Annotated in this window: 16 protein-coding genes; 12 read left to right on the forward strand and 4 right to left on the reverse strand. The window is 52.5% G+C overall.

What is annotated here, in order from left to right; translation table 11 throughout:
- Positions 1-9: 9 nt before the first annotated feature.
- The 7 genes from AC1931_RS00605 (at position 10) to AC1931_RS00635 (ending at position 6,928) form a co-directional block, all read left to right on the forward strand.
- Complete coding sequence (locus AC1931_RS00605) at positions 10-765, forward strand: septal ring lytic transglycosylase RlpA family protein (protein ID WP_483875291.1); 756 nt, start codon at positions 10-12, stop codon at positions 763-765.
- A 132-nt stretch (positions 766-897) separates the two neighbouring features.
- On the forward strand, positions 898-1,839 hold the full coding sequence (locus AC1931_RS00610; protein ID WP_483875292.1) for an AAA family ATPase: 942 nt from the start codon (positions 898-900) through the stop codon (positions 1,837-1,839).
- A gap of 101 nt (positions 1,840-1,940) precedes the next feature.
- Positions 1,941-2,693: a DUF58 domain-containing protein gene (locus AC1931_RS00615; RefSeq protein ID WP_483875293.1), complete on the forward strand. Its 753-nt coding sequence runs from the start codon at positions 1,941-1,943 to the stop codon at positions 2,691-2,693.
- The gene (locus tag AC1931_RS00620) at positions 2,686-4,638 is read left to right on the forward strand and encodes a transglutaminase TgpA family protein (protein WP_483875294.1); all 1,953 of its coding nucleotides are present in this window, start codon (positions 2,686-2,688) and stop codon (positions 4,636-4,638) included. The genes AC1931_RS00615 and AC1931_RS00620 overlap by 8 nt, the downstream gene beginning before the upstream one ends.
- Before the next feature lie 31 nt (positions 4,639-4,669).
- Positions 4,670-4,891: a tautomerase family protein gene (locus AC1931_RS00625; protein WP_483875295.1), complete on the forward strand. Its 222-nt coding sequence runs from the start codon at positions 4,670-4,672 to the stop codon at positions 4,889-4,891.
- Between the two features lie 13 nt (positions 4,892-4,904).
- Positions 4,905-5,126, forward strand: a complete 222-nt coding sequence (locus AC1931_RS00630) for a hypothetical protein (RefSeq protein ID WP_483875296.1) — start codon at positions 4,905-4,907, stop codon at positions 5,124-5,126.
- 392 nt (positions 5,127-5,518) lie between these two features.
- On the forward strand, positions 5,519-6,928 hold the full coding sequence (locus tag AC1931_RS00635; protein WP_483875297.1) for a dihydrolipoyl dehydrogenase family protein: 1,410 nt from the start codon (positions 5,519-5,521) through the stop codon (positions 6,926-6,928).
- Positions 6,929-7,035: 107 nt separating this feature from the next.
- Here AC1931_RS00635 and tgt read toward each other — a convergent pair whose 3' ends face one another.
- On the reverse strand, positions 7,036-8,151 hold the full coding sequence (gene tgt / locus AC1931_RS00640; protein ID WP_483875298.1) for a tRNA guanosine(34) transglycosylase Tgt: 1,116 nt from the start codon (positions 8,149-8,151) through the stop codon (positions 7,036-7,038).
- A 91-nt stretch (positions 8,152-8,242) separates the two neighbouring features.
- Between tgt and cas6 the strand changes: the two genes are divergently transcribed.
- Positions 8,243-9,136 carry a CRISPR system precrRNA processing endoribonuclease RAMP protein Cas6 gene (gene cas6, locus AC1931_RS00645; RefSeq protein WP_483875299.1) on the forward strand — a complete coding sequence of 298 codons (894 nt, stop codon included), beginning with the start codon at positions 8,243-8,245 and terminating at the stop codon, positions 9,134-9,136.
- A gap of 129 nt (positions 9,137-9,265) precedes the next feature.
- Positions 9,266-9,658, forward strand: coding sequence for a hypothetical protein (locus AC1931_RS00650; protein ID WP_483875300.1), 393 nt, complete (start codon positions 9,266-9,268; stop codon positions 9,656-9,658).
- 53 nt (positions 9,659-9,711) lie between these two features.
- Here the strand turns inward: AC1931_RS00650 and eno are convergent, their stop codons facing one another.
- Positions 9,712-11,004, reverse strand: a complete 1,293-nt coding sequence (gene eno, locus AC1931_RS00655; RefSeq protein WP_483875301.1) for a phosphopyruvate hydratase — start codon at positions 11,002-11,004, stop codon at positions 9,712-9,714.
- Positions 11,005-11,147: 143 nt separating this feature from the next.
- On the opposite strand from eno, the gene AC1931_RS00660 reads away from it, so the two are divergent.
- Both AC1931_RS00660 and ahcY read left to right on the forward strand, forming a co-directional pair.
- Complete coding sequence (locus tag AC1931_RS00660; RefSeq protein WP_483875302.1) at positions 11,148-12,212, forward strand: TIGR04283 family arsenosugar biosynthesis glycosyltransferase; 1,065 nt, start codon at positions 11,148-11,150, stop codon at positions 12,210-12,212.
- Between the two features lie 142 nt (positions 12,213-12,354).
- Positions 12,355-13,827 carry an adenosylhomocysteinase gene (gene ahcY, locus AC1931_RS00665; RefSeq protein WP_483876147.1) on the forward strand — a complete coding sequence of 491 codons (1,473 nt, stop codon included), beginning with the start codon at positions 12,355-12,357 and terminating at the stop codon, positions 13,825-13,827.
- A gap of 172 nt (positions 13,828-13,999) precedes the next feature.
- Here ahcY and lptG read toward each other — a convergent pair whose 3' ends face one another.
- Together lptG and lptF are read right to left on the reverse strand one after the other, a co-directional pair.
- Entirely contained in the window at positions 14,000-15,082 is a 1,083-nt protein-coding gene (gene lptG, locus AC1931_RS00670) for an LPS export ABC transporter permease LptG (RefSeq protein WP_483875303.1), read from the reverse strand.
- On the reverse strand, positions 15,079-16,263 hold the full coding sequence (lptF, locus tag AC1931_RS00675; protein ID WP_483875304.1) for an LPS export ABC transporter permease LptF: 1,185 nt from the start codon (positions 16,261-16,263) through the stop codon (positions 15,079-15,081). The genes lptG and lptF overlap by 4 nt, the downstream gene beginning before the upstream one ends.
- A 272-nt stretch (positions 16,264-16,535) precedes the next feature.
- On the opposite strand from lptF, the gene rpsB reads away from it, so the two are divergent.
- Positions 16,536-17,339, forward strand: coding sequence for a 30S ribosomal protein S2 (rpsB, locus tag AC1931_RS00680; protein ID WP_483875305.1), 804 nt, complete (start codon positions 16,536-16,538; stop codon positions 17,337-17,339).
- Positions 17,340-17,377: the final 38 nt, after the last annotated feature.

Below are 17,377 nucleotides of genomic sequence, written 5' to 3' on the forward strand. Positions count from 1 at the left end.
GGTAATTTTATGGTATCTGCATGGCGCTTTGCTCTGTTTTTCCTCTGTCTGACGCTGGTGTTTCTGCTCTCTGCCTGCGGTGGTCACAGAGCTCCGGTTGTCAGGGTCATCGATACCCCGGAAGCGCGCGAATTGCCGGGCTGGCAACGCCCTTATGAGGTAAACGGCATCCGTTACTCGCCGTTGCGGGATCACCAGGGGTATCGTGAACGGGGCATTGCCAGTTGGTATGGTAGCGAATTTCATGGCCTGAAAACCAGCAACGGTGAAATTTATGACATGTACGGCGTCAGTGCCGCACATAAAACCCTGCCGATGGGAACACTGGTGCAGGTGACCCATCTGGGTACGGGTAAGCAGATCGAGGTCCGCATTAATGACCGTGGACCCTTTGCCACCGGGCGGATTATTGATCTTTCCTATGGTGCCGCGCGCCGGTTGGGTACGGTGGAGGCGGGGTTGGCGGAGGTGGAGGTTGTTGCCGTAGGTGGTTCTTATGCTCCCGCGTTGCGCTCCGTGGCAGCGGTCAATCACAGTTACGCGATTCAAGTTGCCGCCTTCGGTGTGGCGGACAATGCCCACCAGCTGGCAAACCGGATGCGTGAGCGTTTCGGTCATGCCCAGGTGGCAACCGCACTGTTCAACGGGCAGGCAGTTCATCGCGTACGGGTGGGTGATTTTAATACCCTCGAGAGTGCCGAACAGCTGACCAGCCAGCTCATTGCCGAAGGCTACAGCGGCAGTTTTGTCGTTGTGTTCGAGTAATTCTTTTGGTATATGCCGTTCAGTAAGGGCAAGGGCTCCATGGCTTCCATGGGGCTTTTTTTGTCAGACAGGCAAAGACTCGCCCATTTATAGTAGGATGAATAACAATGGCTGCTAACGCAGGGAGTCCGCATGGAACTGCTTCATCGTCAACTGATGTTAGGCGTCATCGATACCCTTTCAAGTCGTTATCTCCAGGGGAAGGTTAAGGCCCTGCGTACAGCGATGATCAGCCTGCTGTCGGGGGGGCATCTTCTGATCGAGGATATCCCGGGCCTGGGTAAAACCAGCCTGGCATTGGGTCTGACGGCCGCTCTCGGGCTTGATTTCGGGCGCATCCAGTGTACTGGTGATTTGCTCCCGAGTGATATTACCGGTGTTTCCATTTTTCACCGTGAGGAGAACCGTTTTCATTTCGTTAAGGGGCCGATTTTCAATCACCTTCTTCTGGTTGACGAAATCAATCGTACCCTGCCGAAAACCCAGAGTGCGTTGCTCGAAGCAATGGAGGAGCACCGTGTGACCCTCGAAGGGATAACCTATCAGCTGCCGGAACCTTTTATGGTAATCGCAACCCAGAACCCTCTGGATCATGTCGGTACCTTCCCCTTGCCGGAATCCCAGCTTGACCGCTTTTTAATGACCACGGATATCGGTTATCCGCCACCTGCCCTGGAAAAACAGATCATCCGTCAGGGTAGTGTGCGCGAGGATCTTGCTCGCATCAAACCTCTGTTGACTCGTGAGCAGATCATCGAAACGCGTCGGTTTGTCCGTGAAGAAGTCACCTTGCAAGAAAAGGTTGCAGACTATATCCACGAACTTCTACAGCGCAGCCGAGATCACGGGTCCTTCATCAATGGGATTTCAACTCGAGGCGGCATCAGTCTGGCCGCTGCCGCCCGTGCCCAGGCCTATCTGCAGGGACGTAATTTCGTCGTGCCGGAAGATGTTCAGGTGGTGGCGCTGGCGGTAATATCTCACCGCCTTGAACTGCGCCCCGAACAGGATCATCTCAATAAAAAAGAGGTGTTGCGATCGCTACTCAAAGATCTGCCGGTGCCCGTCGCTTAAGGCTGACCCGTGCCGGTGCTTTTTATATTATCCTGACCCTGCTTTTTGGATTTGCTGCGGTCAATACCGGCAACAATCTGCTCTATCTGCTGGTTTCAGCATTGCTCGGTTTTATGGCGGTTACCGGGCTCTGTGGCCACCTTAATCTGCATCGCCTTGAATTACGTCTGCTCCCTTCTGATGATCTGTTTGCCGCAACACCCGGAACCTTGAGGATCCGTATCAATAATCGCCAGCGCTATATTCCGGTGTATTTACTCGAAATTCGTATTGCCAAGAACAAGGTCGTGATACCGGCGATCGCCGCCGGTTGCAGTGAGGTGGTTGATATCCCTCTGACAATGCAGCGGCGTGGCATGTATCCGGCCCCCGGGATTGATGTCTCATCCTGCTTTCCGGTCAATTTTTTTGTCCGCTCATATCAATATGATCCATCCCGGACACTCCTGGTGTATCCGCGCCCGCTGGCAACTTCAATGCCTGCATATCAGGACGCTCGGCGCACCGCAAATGAAGAACAGATCACCAGACCCGGCGGTGATGGCGACCTGCACAGTATTGAAGATTATCGTCCCGGAGATTCGCCCCGGGCGATTCACTGGAAGCTGTCGGCACGTCACGATGTCTTAAAAACCAAGCTGCTGAACCGTCAGGCGGAAGTAACCAGAATCATTGATCCAGAGCAGTTTGACGGCCCTCTGGAAGAGCGTCTGGGGCGTTGTGTCCATCTGGTCAATCGCTGCTTTCATCAGCAGTGTCCGGTTGGGCTTGTCATCGGAGCTAGGCGCATTGCTCCTGCTCTGGGGCGCAGCCATCAGTTACGCCTGCTCAAGGAGTTGGCCCTGTATGAGTAACCTGCAGCGGTTATTGAACTGGCTTCTGTACGGTGCGGCTCTGCTGGCGATTCTGCCGGTTCTCCCTTTTGTTGCGCTGTGGGTGCAGATCTTTCTTGGTGCTGGTCTGATTGCCGGCTTGTTGCGTTCACGTATGACATGGACCAGGGCGGCCAGCCGTCTTGCCGCCCTGGTCACGATTGTTGCGACGGTGGTCAGTGGTCTGCAGTTAAGTATGACCGAGGTGGCGCTGCCATTAATACAGGTACTGTGCATCCTGCTGGCGGCGCGATTGGCGAGTGAAAAAACGTCACGCAATATGCTCCAGTCCTTTGTCCTGGCGCTGACGCTTCTGGCCGCTTCGTCACTGCTGACTCTGGATATGACCTATCTGATCTATCTGGGTCTGATGGTTCTGTTGTTGAGCGCCGGCCTTGTGTTACTGAGCTTTGTTTATGTTGATCCTGCTATTCAATTATCGGTCAAGGCGCTTAAAGGGTTATTATTTTTTCTATTGGTGATTCCCGTGGCAACGCTGGTACTGATGACGGCATTTTTCTTTGTTTTGCCACGTACTCCGACCCCGTTATGGAATATCGTTGGCCAGGAAAGAATTGCCGCTGCCGGCATGAGTGATCAAGTGCGCCCCGGGAGCTTTTCCGATCTGGCCAGTAGCGGAGATATCGCTTTTCGTGCTGAAACCACAGAACTGGGGGCGCAGCTGCTCTACTGGCGCGGCATTGTCCTTGATCAGGTCGATGGTCCAGTCTGGCGGCGTAGTAATCGTCAACCGGAAGAACAGTTCAGGCCAGGAACGAGCAGCAGGCATGACGTGGTTATTTACGCCGAACCGAAGGCAGACACTTACCTGGTCGCTCTCGATCGTAGTGATCGTCTCCAGGGCGTGCCCCATCGTCTTCACGACGATGGGGTTTTTGTCCGCCAGCGCCATGATTACAAGCGCACCGCCTATCGCGCAGTGGGGTGGCCACAGGGGATTGCCAGCTTAAGCGGTCCTGCCGATTTTTATCTTCGGGTGCCGGAAACACTCTCCCCGCAAGTGCGGCAGGCGGCTGCCGCGATCAATATCGAAACCCTCGGATTTGCCGAGCGGGTTGCCGGGCTCGAGGCGTTTTTTCTGCGGCAGCAACTCAGCTATGCTGCTAACAACCTGCCAGAAACAGAAACCCCAGTGGCGACCTTTCTGTTTGATTCACGGCGCGGCTACTGTGAACATTTTGCCTCGGCTTTTGCTGTCATGTTGCGCCTGATGGATGTCCCGGCGCGTCTGGTCGGTGGTTACCTGGGGGGGACCTACAACCGTTTCGGCGAATTTTATCTGGTGACAGAGGATCGTGCCCATGTCTGGGTTGAGGCCTTAAATGATCAGGGGGAGTGGGTGCGGATTGATCCCAGCCGTCTTGCGGCAAACGCCGATCAGGCTTTTTCTGCCGCAGTGGCTGAGCATGGCACTCTGCAAAGTCTAACGGATGCCCTTTTTCATATGTGGACCCGGCGCATTCTTAACTACGATGTCCAGCAACAGTTCCAGTTGCTGCGGGAAGTCTCTACCAGGCTCGCTCTGTTACGCCAAATCAATTTTTTCCGACTGGCTGGAGTGCTGCTGCTGATATCACTTGGTTGTGTCATTGCCATCGTCTGGAAACGACGATGGGGGATAAAAAACAAGGGTTTGTTGCACTCTTACCTGCGCCAGGTTGCCCGTTGTGCAGGGCTAAGATACCTTCCTCCCGAGTTAGGATTGTATCAGTTAGCAAGTCTCAGTGGCCATCCCTTGTGCCGGGAGTTTGCCGAAAGTTATGGTGCTGCTCTCTATGGTGGAAAAAAGCTTGATCCTGCCCAGTGCCAACGATTAAGAGATGTTGTGCGGCAGCTGAAAAAGGAACGATTTGTTATTGAGGTTGCATTGCCGCAATGCCTTGGAGATAATGGGCGGTCTGAATAATCTATTGAAACAACACTGAAAGGATATCACCATGCCCTACATAGAGGTCAATGTCACCAGAGGTGCGACCAATGAACAAAAAGCCCAGCTTGTTGAAGGAATTACCGATTTGATGGTCAAGGTAATGAATAAAAATCCCTATTCGACCCACGTGGTGATCAAAGAGGTTGAAACCGAAAGTTGGGGGATTTCCGGAAAATCAGTCAAGCGTCTGCGCGCCGAAGGCAATACCGCAAATATTTCCAAGGTCTGATGGCGGAGGCTGTATGTCAAATCCTGGTGAATTTCTCCAGGCCTGCGCCGCCGGCAAAATCTGGGTTTATTGTGCCTCGTGCGAGGATGCCAAAAATCTCAATCTGGTGGAGCATCTCGACTGCATAGCCAACCAATCCTATTGGGGCAGCGAGCCCTGGTGGCACGATACCCGCGTGTTTAATTGCCCGGATTGTGGAACGAAGCAGCAATCTCAGATCGAGTATCATCCTTGATGGATATCTGCTTCGCACCTGAACGTCGGATTTAGTGCCATGGGACGCGATGGCTCCCGGTGGTTCCTGCGTGCCCGCTTGTCAGCTGCCTCTGTGGCGGCAGTTAACTTAGTCGCCGCCCCTACCCGAACCTGTGGCATGGATGAGCGCTGAATAGTCACATTGATTCTTTTTTGCCTTTGCAACAACCGCCCGCTGCCAGTGGGCTTTTTTTTATGGTTTTTTGGTTAAAGATGAGGTGCGTTGTTCATGCCGGTTCTTGAAATTCGGCACATAATGACTAGACTGATAGACACCACGAATTTTCTTTACATTACTTAAATCATATATATAATAAAATGAATTAAGCGCCACCTGTGAAATGGTTATTTGCGAAAAAGGAGAGAAACCATATGACAAATTATGAATACGATATCATTACCATCGGCATCGGACCGGCGGGAATGGTGGTTTCGGCCATGGGTTCGGAAATGGGGCTGAAGGTCTGTGCCATAGAAAAGGACAAGGTCGGTGGCGAATGTATGAACGTCGGTTGTATTCCAAGTAAGGCCTTGTTACGTATGGCAAAAACCCGCCATGCGGTGACCAAGTTTCCGGCGATGCAGATGGAAGAAATGCGAATGCCGGAGGTCAAGGATCCTTTTTCCCTGATTCAGGAACAGCTTAAAACGGTTATCGCCAAGTACGATAAAAAACTCGGCAAGGTTGATATGGTTAAGGGGGAAGCACGTTTTATTGATTCTCACACTGTCGTGGTTGACGGGCGGCAGATCAGTGCCAGGCGGATTTTCATCTGTACCGGTACACGTCCGGCCAAACCACCGATACCAGGGCTTGATACCATCGATGATCTGTTGACCAATGAAAACCTGTTTCACCTCGATGCCATGCCCAAAAGTATGCTGATTATCGGTGGTGGTGCCATTGGTGCTGAGATGGCTCAGGCTTTTTCGCGTATGGGATGCCAGACAACGATCGTACAGATGGATCCCCATCTGCTTCCCTTTACTGATCGTTTTGCCGGTGAGCTGCTTGAGGAGTGCTTCAAAAAAGAGGGAATTAGTGTTTACAACAGCCGCTCCATCAGTTCCGTTGTCAAAAATGACGAGGGCAATGTCGTTCTGACCACCAAGGAGGGCGAAACCCTCGAAGCGGAGCGTTTGCTGTTGGCTGCCGGTCGGGCACCGGTAATTGATCAACTCGATCTCGAAAAAGCGGGGGTTCAGTATACTCCCAAAGGGATACCGGTAAATGCCAACCTGCAGACCAATGTTCCCCATGTATTTGCGGTGGGTGACTGCAACGGAAATTATCTTTTTTCCCATGCGGCCATGCACCAGGGAATGATCGCCCTGATGAATATTATGCGTCCCTGGCCATTCAAAAAGGACTTCAAAAAGTATGTTGTGCCATGGACGGTATTTACCGAGCCCCAGGTGTCTTCAGTCGGGATGCGTGAAGCCGATCTGATTGCTGCCGGGATTAAATACGAGGTGATTGAAGCCAGACACGCTGACTACGGCGCGGCGATTGCCGAGCAGGTCACCACCGGATCGGTGCGGGTGCTGGCAAGCAAATATGGCAAGATCTATGGGGCTTCAGTGATCGGCGAAGGCTCTGCGGAAATGATCAACGAATGGGCCCTGGCGATCCAGAAAAAAATCCGCCTGGTCGATATCATGCTGCTTCAGCATTCGTTCCCGAGCATGTCGTTCATGAATAAATCGATCGGTGAAATGTGGATGATGGGGATGCTGAAGAACAAGACAATGAAGAAGATGATGACAAAGATGCTGAAATAGCCATCAATTCAAGGGGTAGTTTCAACCCTCAAGCTTTTGCTTTAAGATGCGGGCAGACAATCGAATCGATTGTCTGCCCGCCGTATTTTTGGGTGTTTTTTTTGGTTTTATTTCCCTGAAGAGAAATATTCCTGCAGAAAATCAGCCTTAAAGGCAGCAAAGTCGCCCGCCTCAATGGCTGTGCGTGCCTGCGCTACCATGTTCAGATAAAATCGCACATTGTGAATGGCCGAAAGGGTTGCTGATAAGATCTCGTTGGCATTGAACAGGTGATGCAGATAAGCGCGGCTGAAATTGGTACAACAATAGCAATCGCAGGAAGGATCGACGGGGAAAAAGTCGCGGCGGAAATTGCGATTGGTCAGGCGGATTTTCCCACGTCTGGTAAAAAGGGTTGCGCTGCGGGCATAGCGGGTTGGAATGACGCAATCAAACATATCCATGCCACGTTCAATCGATTCAAGAATATCCTCCGGCAGCCCAACCCCCATCAGGTAGCGCGGCTTGTGTTGCGGCATGTGGGGTTCGGTGTCATCAACCACCTTTTTAAGCAGTTCCAACCCCTCACCAACGCTGACGCCGCCGATCGCGTAGCCGGGAAAATCAAGAGCCCCAAGTTGCTCGGCACACTCGCGCCTAAGATCCGGGTAGACGCTGCCTTGAACGATGCCGAAAAGGGCTTGCTCGGCAGGACGTTGGTGATGTTGCAGACAGCTTTGCGCCCAGCGCAGGGTTTTTTTTATCGATTTGGCCGAATAGTCATAAGTGGCTGGATAGGGGATGCACTCATCAAAAGCCATCATGATATCAGAGCCCAGATCGTTCTGAATCTGCATGGCCTCTTTGGGCCCGAGAAAAATTTCATCACCGGTTCCCTCGTGACGAAAATGTACCCCATCTTCACCAATCTTTTTGTTGGGCAGGGAAAAAACCTGAAAGCCTCCGCTGTCGGTAAGGATCGGTCGTTTCCAGTTCATGAAACGGTGCAAACCGCCGGCTTTCTTGATTAATGCTTCACCAGGTTTCAGATGCAGATGGTAGGTATTGGAGAGGATAATCTGCGCCTGCGTTTCTTCAACCTGGGCCGGCGTCATGGCTTTAAGGGCCCCATGGGTGCCGACCGGCATGAAAATTGGGGTTTCGATAGTGCCGTGAAGGGTTTCAAGTCGACCGCGGCGGGCACGGGTTTGCGGATCTTGCGCTAGCAAGGTAAAGTGGAACATCTGATTTTTCTCCAGTTCAGGCTTTATTGCCGGTTGACGCGACTGACGTATAACAAAATCCCCGTCGGCTTGCAATCACAACGGAGGTTAAATGCTCCAGTCTGTCACTCCACCATCCTGGCTGGATCGCCTCGATTGCGCACAGGTAACCTTTGAGCTGACCCTGAAGGAAGAGGTTGAACTGCCGGCGCTGGCGTTGTTGCAACTGCGGCGTGAACTTTCTTCGGTGCTGGCAGGATTAGAAGAACAGTGCGGGGGCCAGATTGCAGGATTGGTGAGTCATCTGTTGTTTCCAGTCCCGGCGACTGATCCGAGCGTTCGGCGCCAGGTGCAGAAACCACCCGCTGCGGTTGTTTTATCTCCTCCGGCGGTAAAGCCGGGGGTTTTTACCTATGGGCATCAATTCAAACTTTCCACACTGTTTATCGGGGAGGGGGTTGTCGGGATTGAAGCCTTTACCCTGTTACTGCAGGCGCTTGGTCAACATGGCATCTATAAAGGGCAGGGGCGTTTTGGTGTCTCTGCAAATTGTTCCCCCCCTAATATAGTTCCACTGTCCTGGATATTGATGCAGCAGCCCTTTTCATTTAATAAAGTGCAACTGGACATAATTACACCAATGAGGCTGGTAAATAACGGAAAACCATTATTTAAATTTGACTTTAACAGCTTTTTTTCAGTGTTGCAGCGGAGGGTCAATCATCTGGCTATTGCTCATGGGGATGCTATTATTGATAGCGATGATGAACTGAAAAGGCTGGCTGCAACCATTCTGTGTTGCAACAAATCCCTGCACTGGCATGATTGGCGGCGACTTGAGCAGGGGCGCAAAGGGCAGGGGATCGGCGGGTTAACGGGGACATTAACCCTGTCTGGGGATGCCCTTGCAGAAGTGTGGTGGTTGCTGGAATTAGGGGCGTTGCTCCATGTTGGTAAAGGAGCTTCCTACGGTTTTGGCCGTTACCGGTTAGTGCAATGTGCGTAGACCCTTACAATCTTTTTTCGTAGAATAGCTCCATGTTTTTTCTATTTTTATCTTCAGTTTTGCTTTTTGGCACCGGATCCCTGATCCGGTGCCGCACAGATACCTTGATACTGCCGATGGAGGTGAAATATGTTTTGGTTTGTGCTGTTGCTGATTCTGCTGGGTGGAGGTTTTTATTTCTATCAGCGCCTGGTTGCCCTGGAGCAGGAAATCCGTGCCGAGCAGGAGCGGGAAAAAGAACTGCAGGCGCAGCTGGTGAATCAAGAAGCTGACGATGCGGTGACCCATGAGAAGAAATCAGCACCGGCGGATGCCGCAGCTGGCAAACCTGTCGCCGAGGTAGTGGAAAATCCGATTTTGCGGCTTGTTTGTGCGCACCCCGGAGTTGTCCAGGCCGATCTCTATGTCGATGTGCCCCAGCTGAATAAAAAGCAAGCGCAGCAGATGATCAGGGAACTGGTCGATGCGGGAAAGATTCGCCGCGAGCGGATGGGCAGTTCGTTCAAGCTGTATCTGGCATAAACTGTCAGCGGGGGAACCGTGATATCACGATTCCCCCGACGTGAAACAGGTCTTCACCGCTTTTTCAGATTATAAAAAACCTCTTTGCCACGGAAGATAGCGGTATCTTCAAGTTCATCTTCGATCCGCAACAGTTGATTGTATTTGCATACCCGGTCGGTGCGGCATAACGAACCGGTTTTGATCTGTCCGGCATTGGTGGCGACCGCCAGATCGGCAATGGTGGTATCCTCGGTTTCGCCGCTGCGGTGGGAGACAACCGCCGTGTAGCCGGCGCGTTTAGCCATTTCGATGGCATCCAGGGTTTCCGTTAAGGTGCCGATCTGGTTAACCTTGATGAGGATGGAATTGGCTATTCCTTTGTCAATCCCTTCTTTAAGAATTTTGGTATTGGTGACAAACAGGTCATCGCCGACAATCTGGATTTTATTCCCCAGTTTTTCTGTCATCAGTTTCCAGCCGTCCCAATCATTTTCAGCCATGCCGTCTTCAATGGAGACAATGGGATAGCGCTCGACCAGATCCTCATAGAAAGCCACCAGTTCGGCAGCGGTTTTTATTGGCTGTTTTTCGTTGGCAAGGTTGTATTTGCCGTCTTTGTAAAGTTCCGAGGCGGCGACATCAAGGGCAAGCAGGATATCTTCACCCGGTTTGTAGCCGGCAGCGGTGATCGCTTCAACGATGACTTCAAGGGCTTCTTCGTTGCTCTTCAAGTCAGGGGCAAAACCACCTTCATCTCCCACGGCGGTATTATAGCCCTTGCTTTTCAGAACTTTTTTCAGGGCATGGAAAATCTCGGCGCCCATGCGCAGCGCCTCTTTAAAGCTGTCGGCACCTGTCGGCATGATCATGAATTCCTGAATGTCGACATTGTTGTCGGCATGTTCGCCACCGTTGATGATGTTCATCATCGGCAGGGGAAGCTCCTTGGCATTGCAACCGCCGATGTACTGATAGAGGGGGAGGCCGGCATCTTCTGCTGCGGCTTTGGCGCAGGCCATGGAAACGCCAAGCAGAGCATTGGCGCCGAGCTTGCTTTTGAAATCGGTACCATCGAGTTCCAGCAGTTTGCGATCAATACCAATCTGATCGCTGGCCTCCCACCCCTGCAATTCAACCGCAATGATTTCGTTGACGTGCTCAACCGCTTTGAGCACACCTTTGCCGAGGTAGCGGCTCTTGTCGCCATCACGCAGTTCGAGGGCTTCGCGCTCACCGGTCGATGCGCCACTGGGTACTGCCGCTCTGGCGATCACGCCGGTTTCGAGGGCGACCTCAACCTCAACGGTCGGATTGCCGCGGGAATCGAGAATTTCGCGGGCATAGATATCAATGATTTCGCTCATTTTTGTCCCCTTGTCAGGTATGCTGTAAAAAGATATTGTCCGGTCGATCTGCATTGACGACTCGGATCGAAAACCTAAATTTGAACCTGACTATTTATAGCACAGGATCTGTATTCGTTGAGGTCTTTTTATCAGGAAAGAAGATGGAAAAGAAGATTACCCCGGCCGTTGAGTTAAGCGTTATTGTTCCGGTAGTCAATGAAGCGACAGAATTGCCTGCTTTTCTTGCTGATCTGCGCCGTCAACGCCAGGTGCATTACGAATTAATCATGGTTGACGGGGGCTCGACTGACGCAACACGGGAACTGTTGCAGTCAGTGCCGGTCCGGGTGATCACCAGTCCGCGTGGTCGCGGTCAGCAGTTAAATGCCGGTGCAGCAGAAGCCCTTGGTGCCTGGCTGCTGTTTCTGCATGCCGACAGCCGTTTTGATGACCCCCTGGCCTGGCGTAAGGGGATTGATTTCTTGTCTCGTAGCAGCGACCGACGAATCGCCGGGCATTTTTCCTTGAGTTTTCTGACCGGTGAACAGAAAAAAAACAAAGGGTACGATTTTTTCGAGCGCAAGGCCCGGTCATCAAAACCTGAAACCATCCATGGCGATCAGGGATTTCTACTCCATCGTCAGCTTAAGCAGCAGGTTGGCAGCTTTCGCACTGATCTGCCGGTAATGGAAGATACTGATTTTGCCGACCGGCTGCGTGTTGTCGGCCAGTGGCAATTATTGCCGCCAGTGATCACGACATCCACCCGGCGTTTTGATTCCGAAGGCTTGTGGCAACGCCAACTGCTTGGCGCTTTGATGATGTGTTTTCGCAGTATTGGCTGGTACGAGTTTTTTGAACGGGCTCCAGCAGTTTACCGTCTCCAGACAGATACCGGGCGCTTGCGTCTGGGTCCTTTTTTTGATCTGATTGCTGAACTGCTGGCGGCTCGTTCACCACGACAGCGCTGGAAATTATGGCTGGCCAGCGGCAGTTATGTGCGTCACCATGGCTGGCAGCTGTTTTTTGCCGCTGATTGCCGTCGGGCTTATCGGCAAGGGCGGCCAACGACGGAAACTCCCGCGGTCTGGCAGTTCTGGTGTCTCCCGGTCTATGAAGTACTAACCGACAATCTGCCCGCGCGTTCTCTGGCGGGATTATTGCTGCGTTTGTGGTTTGCAGTCATGCGCCTCTGGTTGCGCCGAAAAGAAGGGGCTGGACCCTGATGATGGCGCTGTTGTTGTTTCAATTGTTGCCGGCTTCTTGTCCCTGATGTGGCGAATGTGCTAAACAGTCAGAACAATCGTTAGACAAGCAGTTGCTTTGTAGCAGCAGTTGCGACCCAGCATGAGAAATGGGTGAGCCGGGCTGCGAGGAACTCAAAAAAAGGAGAAATCAACGGTGTCAGCTTTTAGTGATTTTAAAGTCAAAGACCTCAGCCTGGCTGAATGGGGGCGCAAGGAAATTCTCCTGGCCCAGGAAGAAATGCCGGGGCTGATGGCCCTGCGTGATGAATACCAGGGGCAGTTGCCACTTAAAGGGGCGCGGATTACCGGTTCTTTGCACATGACGATTCAAACCGCCGTACTGATCGAAACCCTGATTGATCTGGGTGCCAGTGTGCGTTGGTGTTCGTGCAATATTTTTTCCACTCAGGATCATGCCGCGGCAGCCGTGGCCGTTGGTCGTGAGGGGACGGTTGCCGAGCCGGCCGGTGTTCCTGTCTTCGCCTGGAAAGGCGAAAGCCTGGCAGAATACTGGTGGTGTACTGAGCAGGCTCTTGCCTGGCCTGACGACGAGGTTCCCAATATGATTCTTGATGATGGTGGTGACGCTACTCTCTATGTTCTTAAAGGGAGCGAGTGGGAGCGGGCCGGCTGTCCGGATGTCAGTAGTGAAGACCCGGAAGACTGGTGCGAGCTGGTATCTTCTTTGCGTGAATCGATCACCACTCACCCCGACAAATGGAGTCGTACTGCTGCGGCTATCAAGGGGGTTACCGAAGAAACCACCACCGGTGTCCATCGCCTCCACCAGATGGCGGAAGAAGGTGTGCTGCAATTCCCCGCGATGAACGTTAACGATTCTGTGACCAAGTCCAAATTTGACAACGTCTACGGCTGTCGTCATTCCCTGGTGGATGGGATCATGCGGGCGACGGATGTCATGCTGTCCGGGAAGGTGGCGGTGATCTGTGGCTATGGCGATGTCGGCAAGGGGTGCTGCCAGTCACTGCGTGGCCAAGGAGCCCGGGTGATCGTGACCGAGATCGACCCTATCTGCGCCCTGCAGGCGTTAATGGAGGGTTACGAGGTCAAGCGGGTAGAAGACGTCCTTGATTTTGCTGATCTTTATATCACTACCACCGGCAACAAAAACGTGATTACCCTGGAACATATGCGGCAGATGAAGAACAACGCAATTGTCGGCAATATCGGTCACTTTGATAATGAAATCGAGATGAGTGCCATCGAAAAAGACCCGACGGTAACGCGACAGAGAATCAAACCTCAGGTTGATCGCTGGGAGTTTGAGGATGGTCATGGTGTGATCGTCCTGGCAGAGGGGCGCCTCCTGAATCTGGGTTGTGCAACCGGACATCCAAGCTTTGTCATGTCTTGTTCATTCACCAATCAGGTGATGGCACAGATCGAACTGTTTACCAACACTGATGCCTATGCCAACAAGGTGTACGTGCTTCCCAAATTGCTGGATGAGAAAGTGGCGCGCTTGCACCTTGATAAGCTTGGAGCCAAGCTGACCGTTCTCTCTGATGAACAGTCACGCTATCTGGGGATTCCGGCTGCCGGGCCCTATAAGCCTGATACGTATCGCTACTGAGTTTTATGCCCGAAAAACTGCTCTTTTCACAATTTCTTAGTCAATCTGAGTGGTTAGGTTGTGCGGAGAAAGGTATTAATAGTTTTTAGTCAGAAGCGTTCCAGTAAGTTTTCGGATGACGCTTTATCGTACGCTGAAAAACGGCGGCCTCAATCTTTGATGCCGCCGTTTTTTATTGTTTGACGCCGAGAAACAGCCAGACCGCAAGCAGGGTGAAGATCAGATTGGCGGTCCAGGCGGCGAGCAGCGGGGGCAGGGCACCGGCATAGCCAAAGGAGATGACAGCGGATTGAATAATAAAATAGGCGGCACCGATAGCAAGGCTTGCACCAACCCCCAGGGCCAGATTGCTCTGACGTCCCCGTTGCAGGGCAAAGGGGATTCCCAGCAAGCCCATGACCAGACCGGTAAAGGGTGCCGCCAGTCGTGCCTGCAGGTCAACTCGCTGGCGGGTAGCGTCATAACCTTCCTGTTCCAGTCGCGCCGCCAGCTGCGCCAGCTTTCGTGCGCCCAGTTCAGCATTGACATCCTCGTCCCGGGCGAAATCATTAATCAAACGGTCAAGGGCTAATGGCTGATTTTCCAGCTGACGGGTTTGCTGCAATGTGCCCGACTTAGGATCAAAGGTGCGCTCGATCAGGGTTGGTGCCAGCCATTGCTGATCGCGGAACGCCGCCTCATTGGCGTCGATGCGTCGAACGATGGTGGTTCCCTGGCCGATCTCAAAGATGGTGACTCCCTTGAGTTTCTGCTCGCGGGTCTGGACCAGATCGATATTGATGATCTGGTTGGCGCTGCGATACCAGATTTTACTGTGGGTCAGACGGACTTGCTCACGGCCGCGCAGCTTGACCTCCACCAGTTCATTCAGGGTGCGCACATTCCACGGGACGAGATATTCATGCACCAGTAGTTGCAGGCCGCACAGCAGTACAATGATGACGAGCAGCGGCCGGGTAATGCGCCCAAGGCTGATGCCGCAGGCACGTAATGCCGTCATTTCATTGGTGCGGCCAAGACCGCCCAGGGTTAGAACCATGCTGGTCAAAATGGCCAGGGGGAGGACCTGTACAAAAATATGGGGGATGCTGTGCCCCAGATAGGTCAGGTATTCACTGAGTCCGGCACCGTAATCGATGAAGCGGTCAACCTTTTCAAAAAAATCCACCAGCAGGTAAATACCGATGAAGGCGCCGCAACACAGGCCCAGAATCCTGAAAAAATAAGCGACAACCAGGCGACTGACAATGCTCATGGTCGGCCTCCTCGGCGGCGATGCAACAGCAGGCGTCGCAGGGTGTTCCACAGTTGCAGGTGAATCAGTACCGGGCGTTCACTGGCAGCGCGGTGAAGAAAGAATGAGCCGCCACCGAGAAACACCAGGTTCGGTAACCAGAGGATCAGGGCTGCCGGCAGTATTCCCTTGTCGGCAAGGGTGCCGGCGAAACTTAAGAGCACGTAATAAACCAGAAAAACCACCAAGGCCAGGGCAAACCCCGCCCCCTTGCCGGAGCGCTGTGATTGCAGGCCGAGGGGGATGCCGATCAAAATCAGTACCAGGGGGGCAAAGGCAATAACAATGCGTTCATGTAGCTCTGCTTCGAGGCGATAGCGCTGCTTGCCGGGGTTAGCTGACGTTATTGCCTGGTTTAATTCTGTCCACGACATCTCGCCACGGGAACGGCTGCGTTGACCCTGGCTGATCTGATCGGAAAAATCGAGATTAATATCGTAGTTGTTAAAACTGATGGTCTGGTAGGTGTCCTGCGCGGTGCCGGCAGGTTGCCGGTGAATTTCGCCGTTACGCAGCCGCAAGGTCAGGATCAGGCTTTCCGGATTACTGATAAATAACCCTTCACTGGCGGTGATGGTTGTCGCTTCGGCGTTGTTGCGTTCATCGGAGATAAAGACATCCCGCATGATTCCCTGGCGTTCGTCAACGCCCTGGGCGTAAAGCACGATACCGGGTACGTCATCATTGAAAACCCCGGGCTTGACGCTGACATTAAGGCTGGTTGACGCAATTTCAAAAACTTTGCTGCGCAGGGCGCTCTTGCTGGCCGGTTCGATCAACAGGGTAATGGCAGCAGTCAACAAGGTAAACACAAGAGCCAGACAAACGACCGGTTTGACCATGGAATAGAGGCTGATTCCAGAAGCTTTCATGGCGATATATTCGCTGTCCGCCGAAAATCGACCAAAGGCAAGAAGAATGCCGAGGAGAAATGACAAAGGAACGGTAACGCTCAAGAAGGTGGGCATTAAAAACGCGAACAAGGCAATGATATCCCGTGCCGGAACCCCCTTGCTGATGATCATCTCGGTCAGGCGCGGGATGCGTCCGAGGAGAACAACAAAAGAGAAAATCAGCAGACTCATGGTCGTAGGGACACTGATTTCCCGCAGAATATAACGATGGATTCGTTGCTGTGACATGGGCGGCGATGTTATTACAGTGGTGGGTCTGTGTAAATACATCAAAATCAATCTCTGCCGGTCGTTATCATTTTCATCCTTCCATGTGGCAACAAAAGGGTCTTTCTCTCTCGCTCTGTTTTTTCTTGCCTGGATCCGGGCTGAAATGCTATATGTCTGCACTTGTCCAAATACGCACGTCTCGTGATTCAGACAGGGTGGTTCCCTTTGGGTCCTGCTGGAACAGATCGGGGCGGAGGATTAAAAACCAGACGAACAAGGAGAACAGAACAATGGCACAGATTTCCATGAAACAAATGCTCGAAGCCGGTGTCCACTTCGGCCACCAGACCAAACGCTGGAACCCGAAAATGAAGCCCTATATTTTTGGTGCTCGTAACGGGATCTATATCATCGATCTGCAAAAGACAGTGCGTTATTTCCGCACCGCCTGTCAGTTCATTCAGGATACTGTTGCCGCCGGCGACAAGGTTCTGTTTGTCGGTACCAAGAAACAGGCTCAGGACGCTATCAAGGAAGAGTCGCTGCGCGCCGGTCAGTATTTTGTCAACAATCGCTGGCTGGGTGGGATGTTGACCAACTTCACCACCATCAAGGCCAGTATTGATCGCCTCAAGAAAATTGAGGCCATGGCGGCCGATGGCACCCTCGACCAGTACACCAAAAAAGAAGCCCTTCAGCTGGATCGTGAGCGTGAAAAACTCGAAAAAAACCTTGGGGGGATCAAGCACATGAACAAGCTTCCCGGTGCTATCTTTGTTATTGACCCGAAAAAGGAAGCCATTGCCGTGCAGGAAGCCAAAAAGCTTGGTATCCCGGTGGTTGCTGTGGTTGATACCAACTGTGACCCGGACAATATTGATTACATTATTCCCGGCAATGATGATGCCATTCGCGCCATCCGTCTCTTCGCCAACTTGATTTCAGAGTCTTGTGTTGAAGGTGCCGAGCGGCAAAAAGTTAAAAAACAGACCGAAGCCGAAGGCAAGGATGAGGTTGTCGCGGCGGAAGAAAAGTCCGAAAAGATTGTCGCTGCTGAGAACATGGAAACGGCAGAGCCGGCCGCAACCGAATAAACGGCATCTGTAAAATTATTATCGCAGGCCCAGCGGCC

The sequence above is a fragment of the Pelovirga sp. C15f genome, from assembly GCF_057178085.1.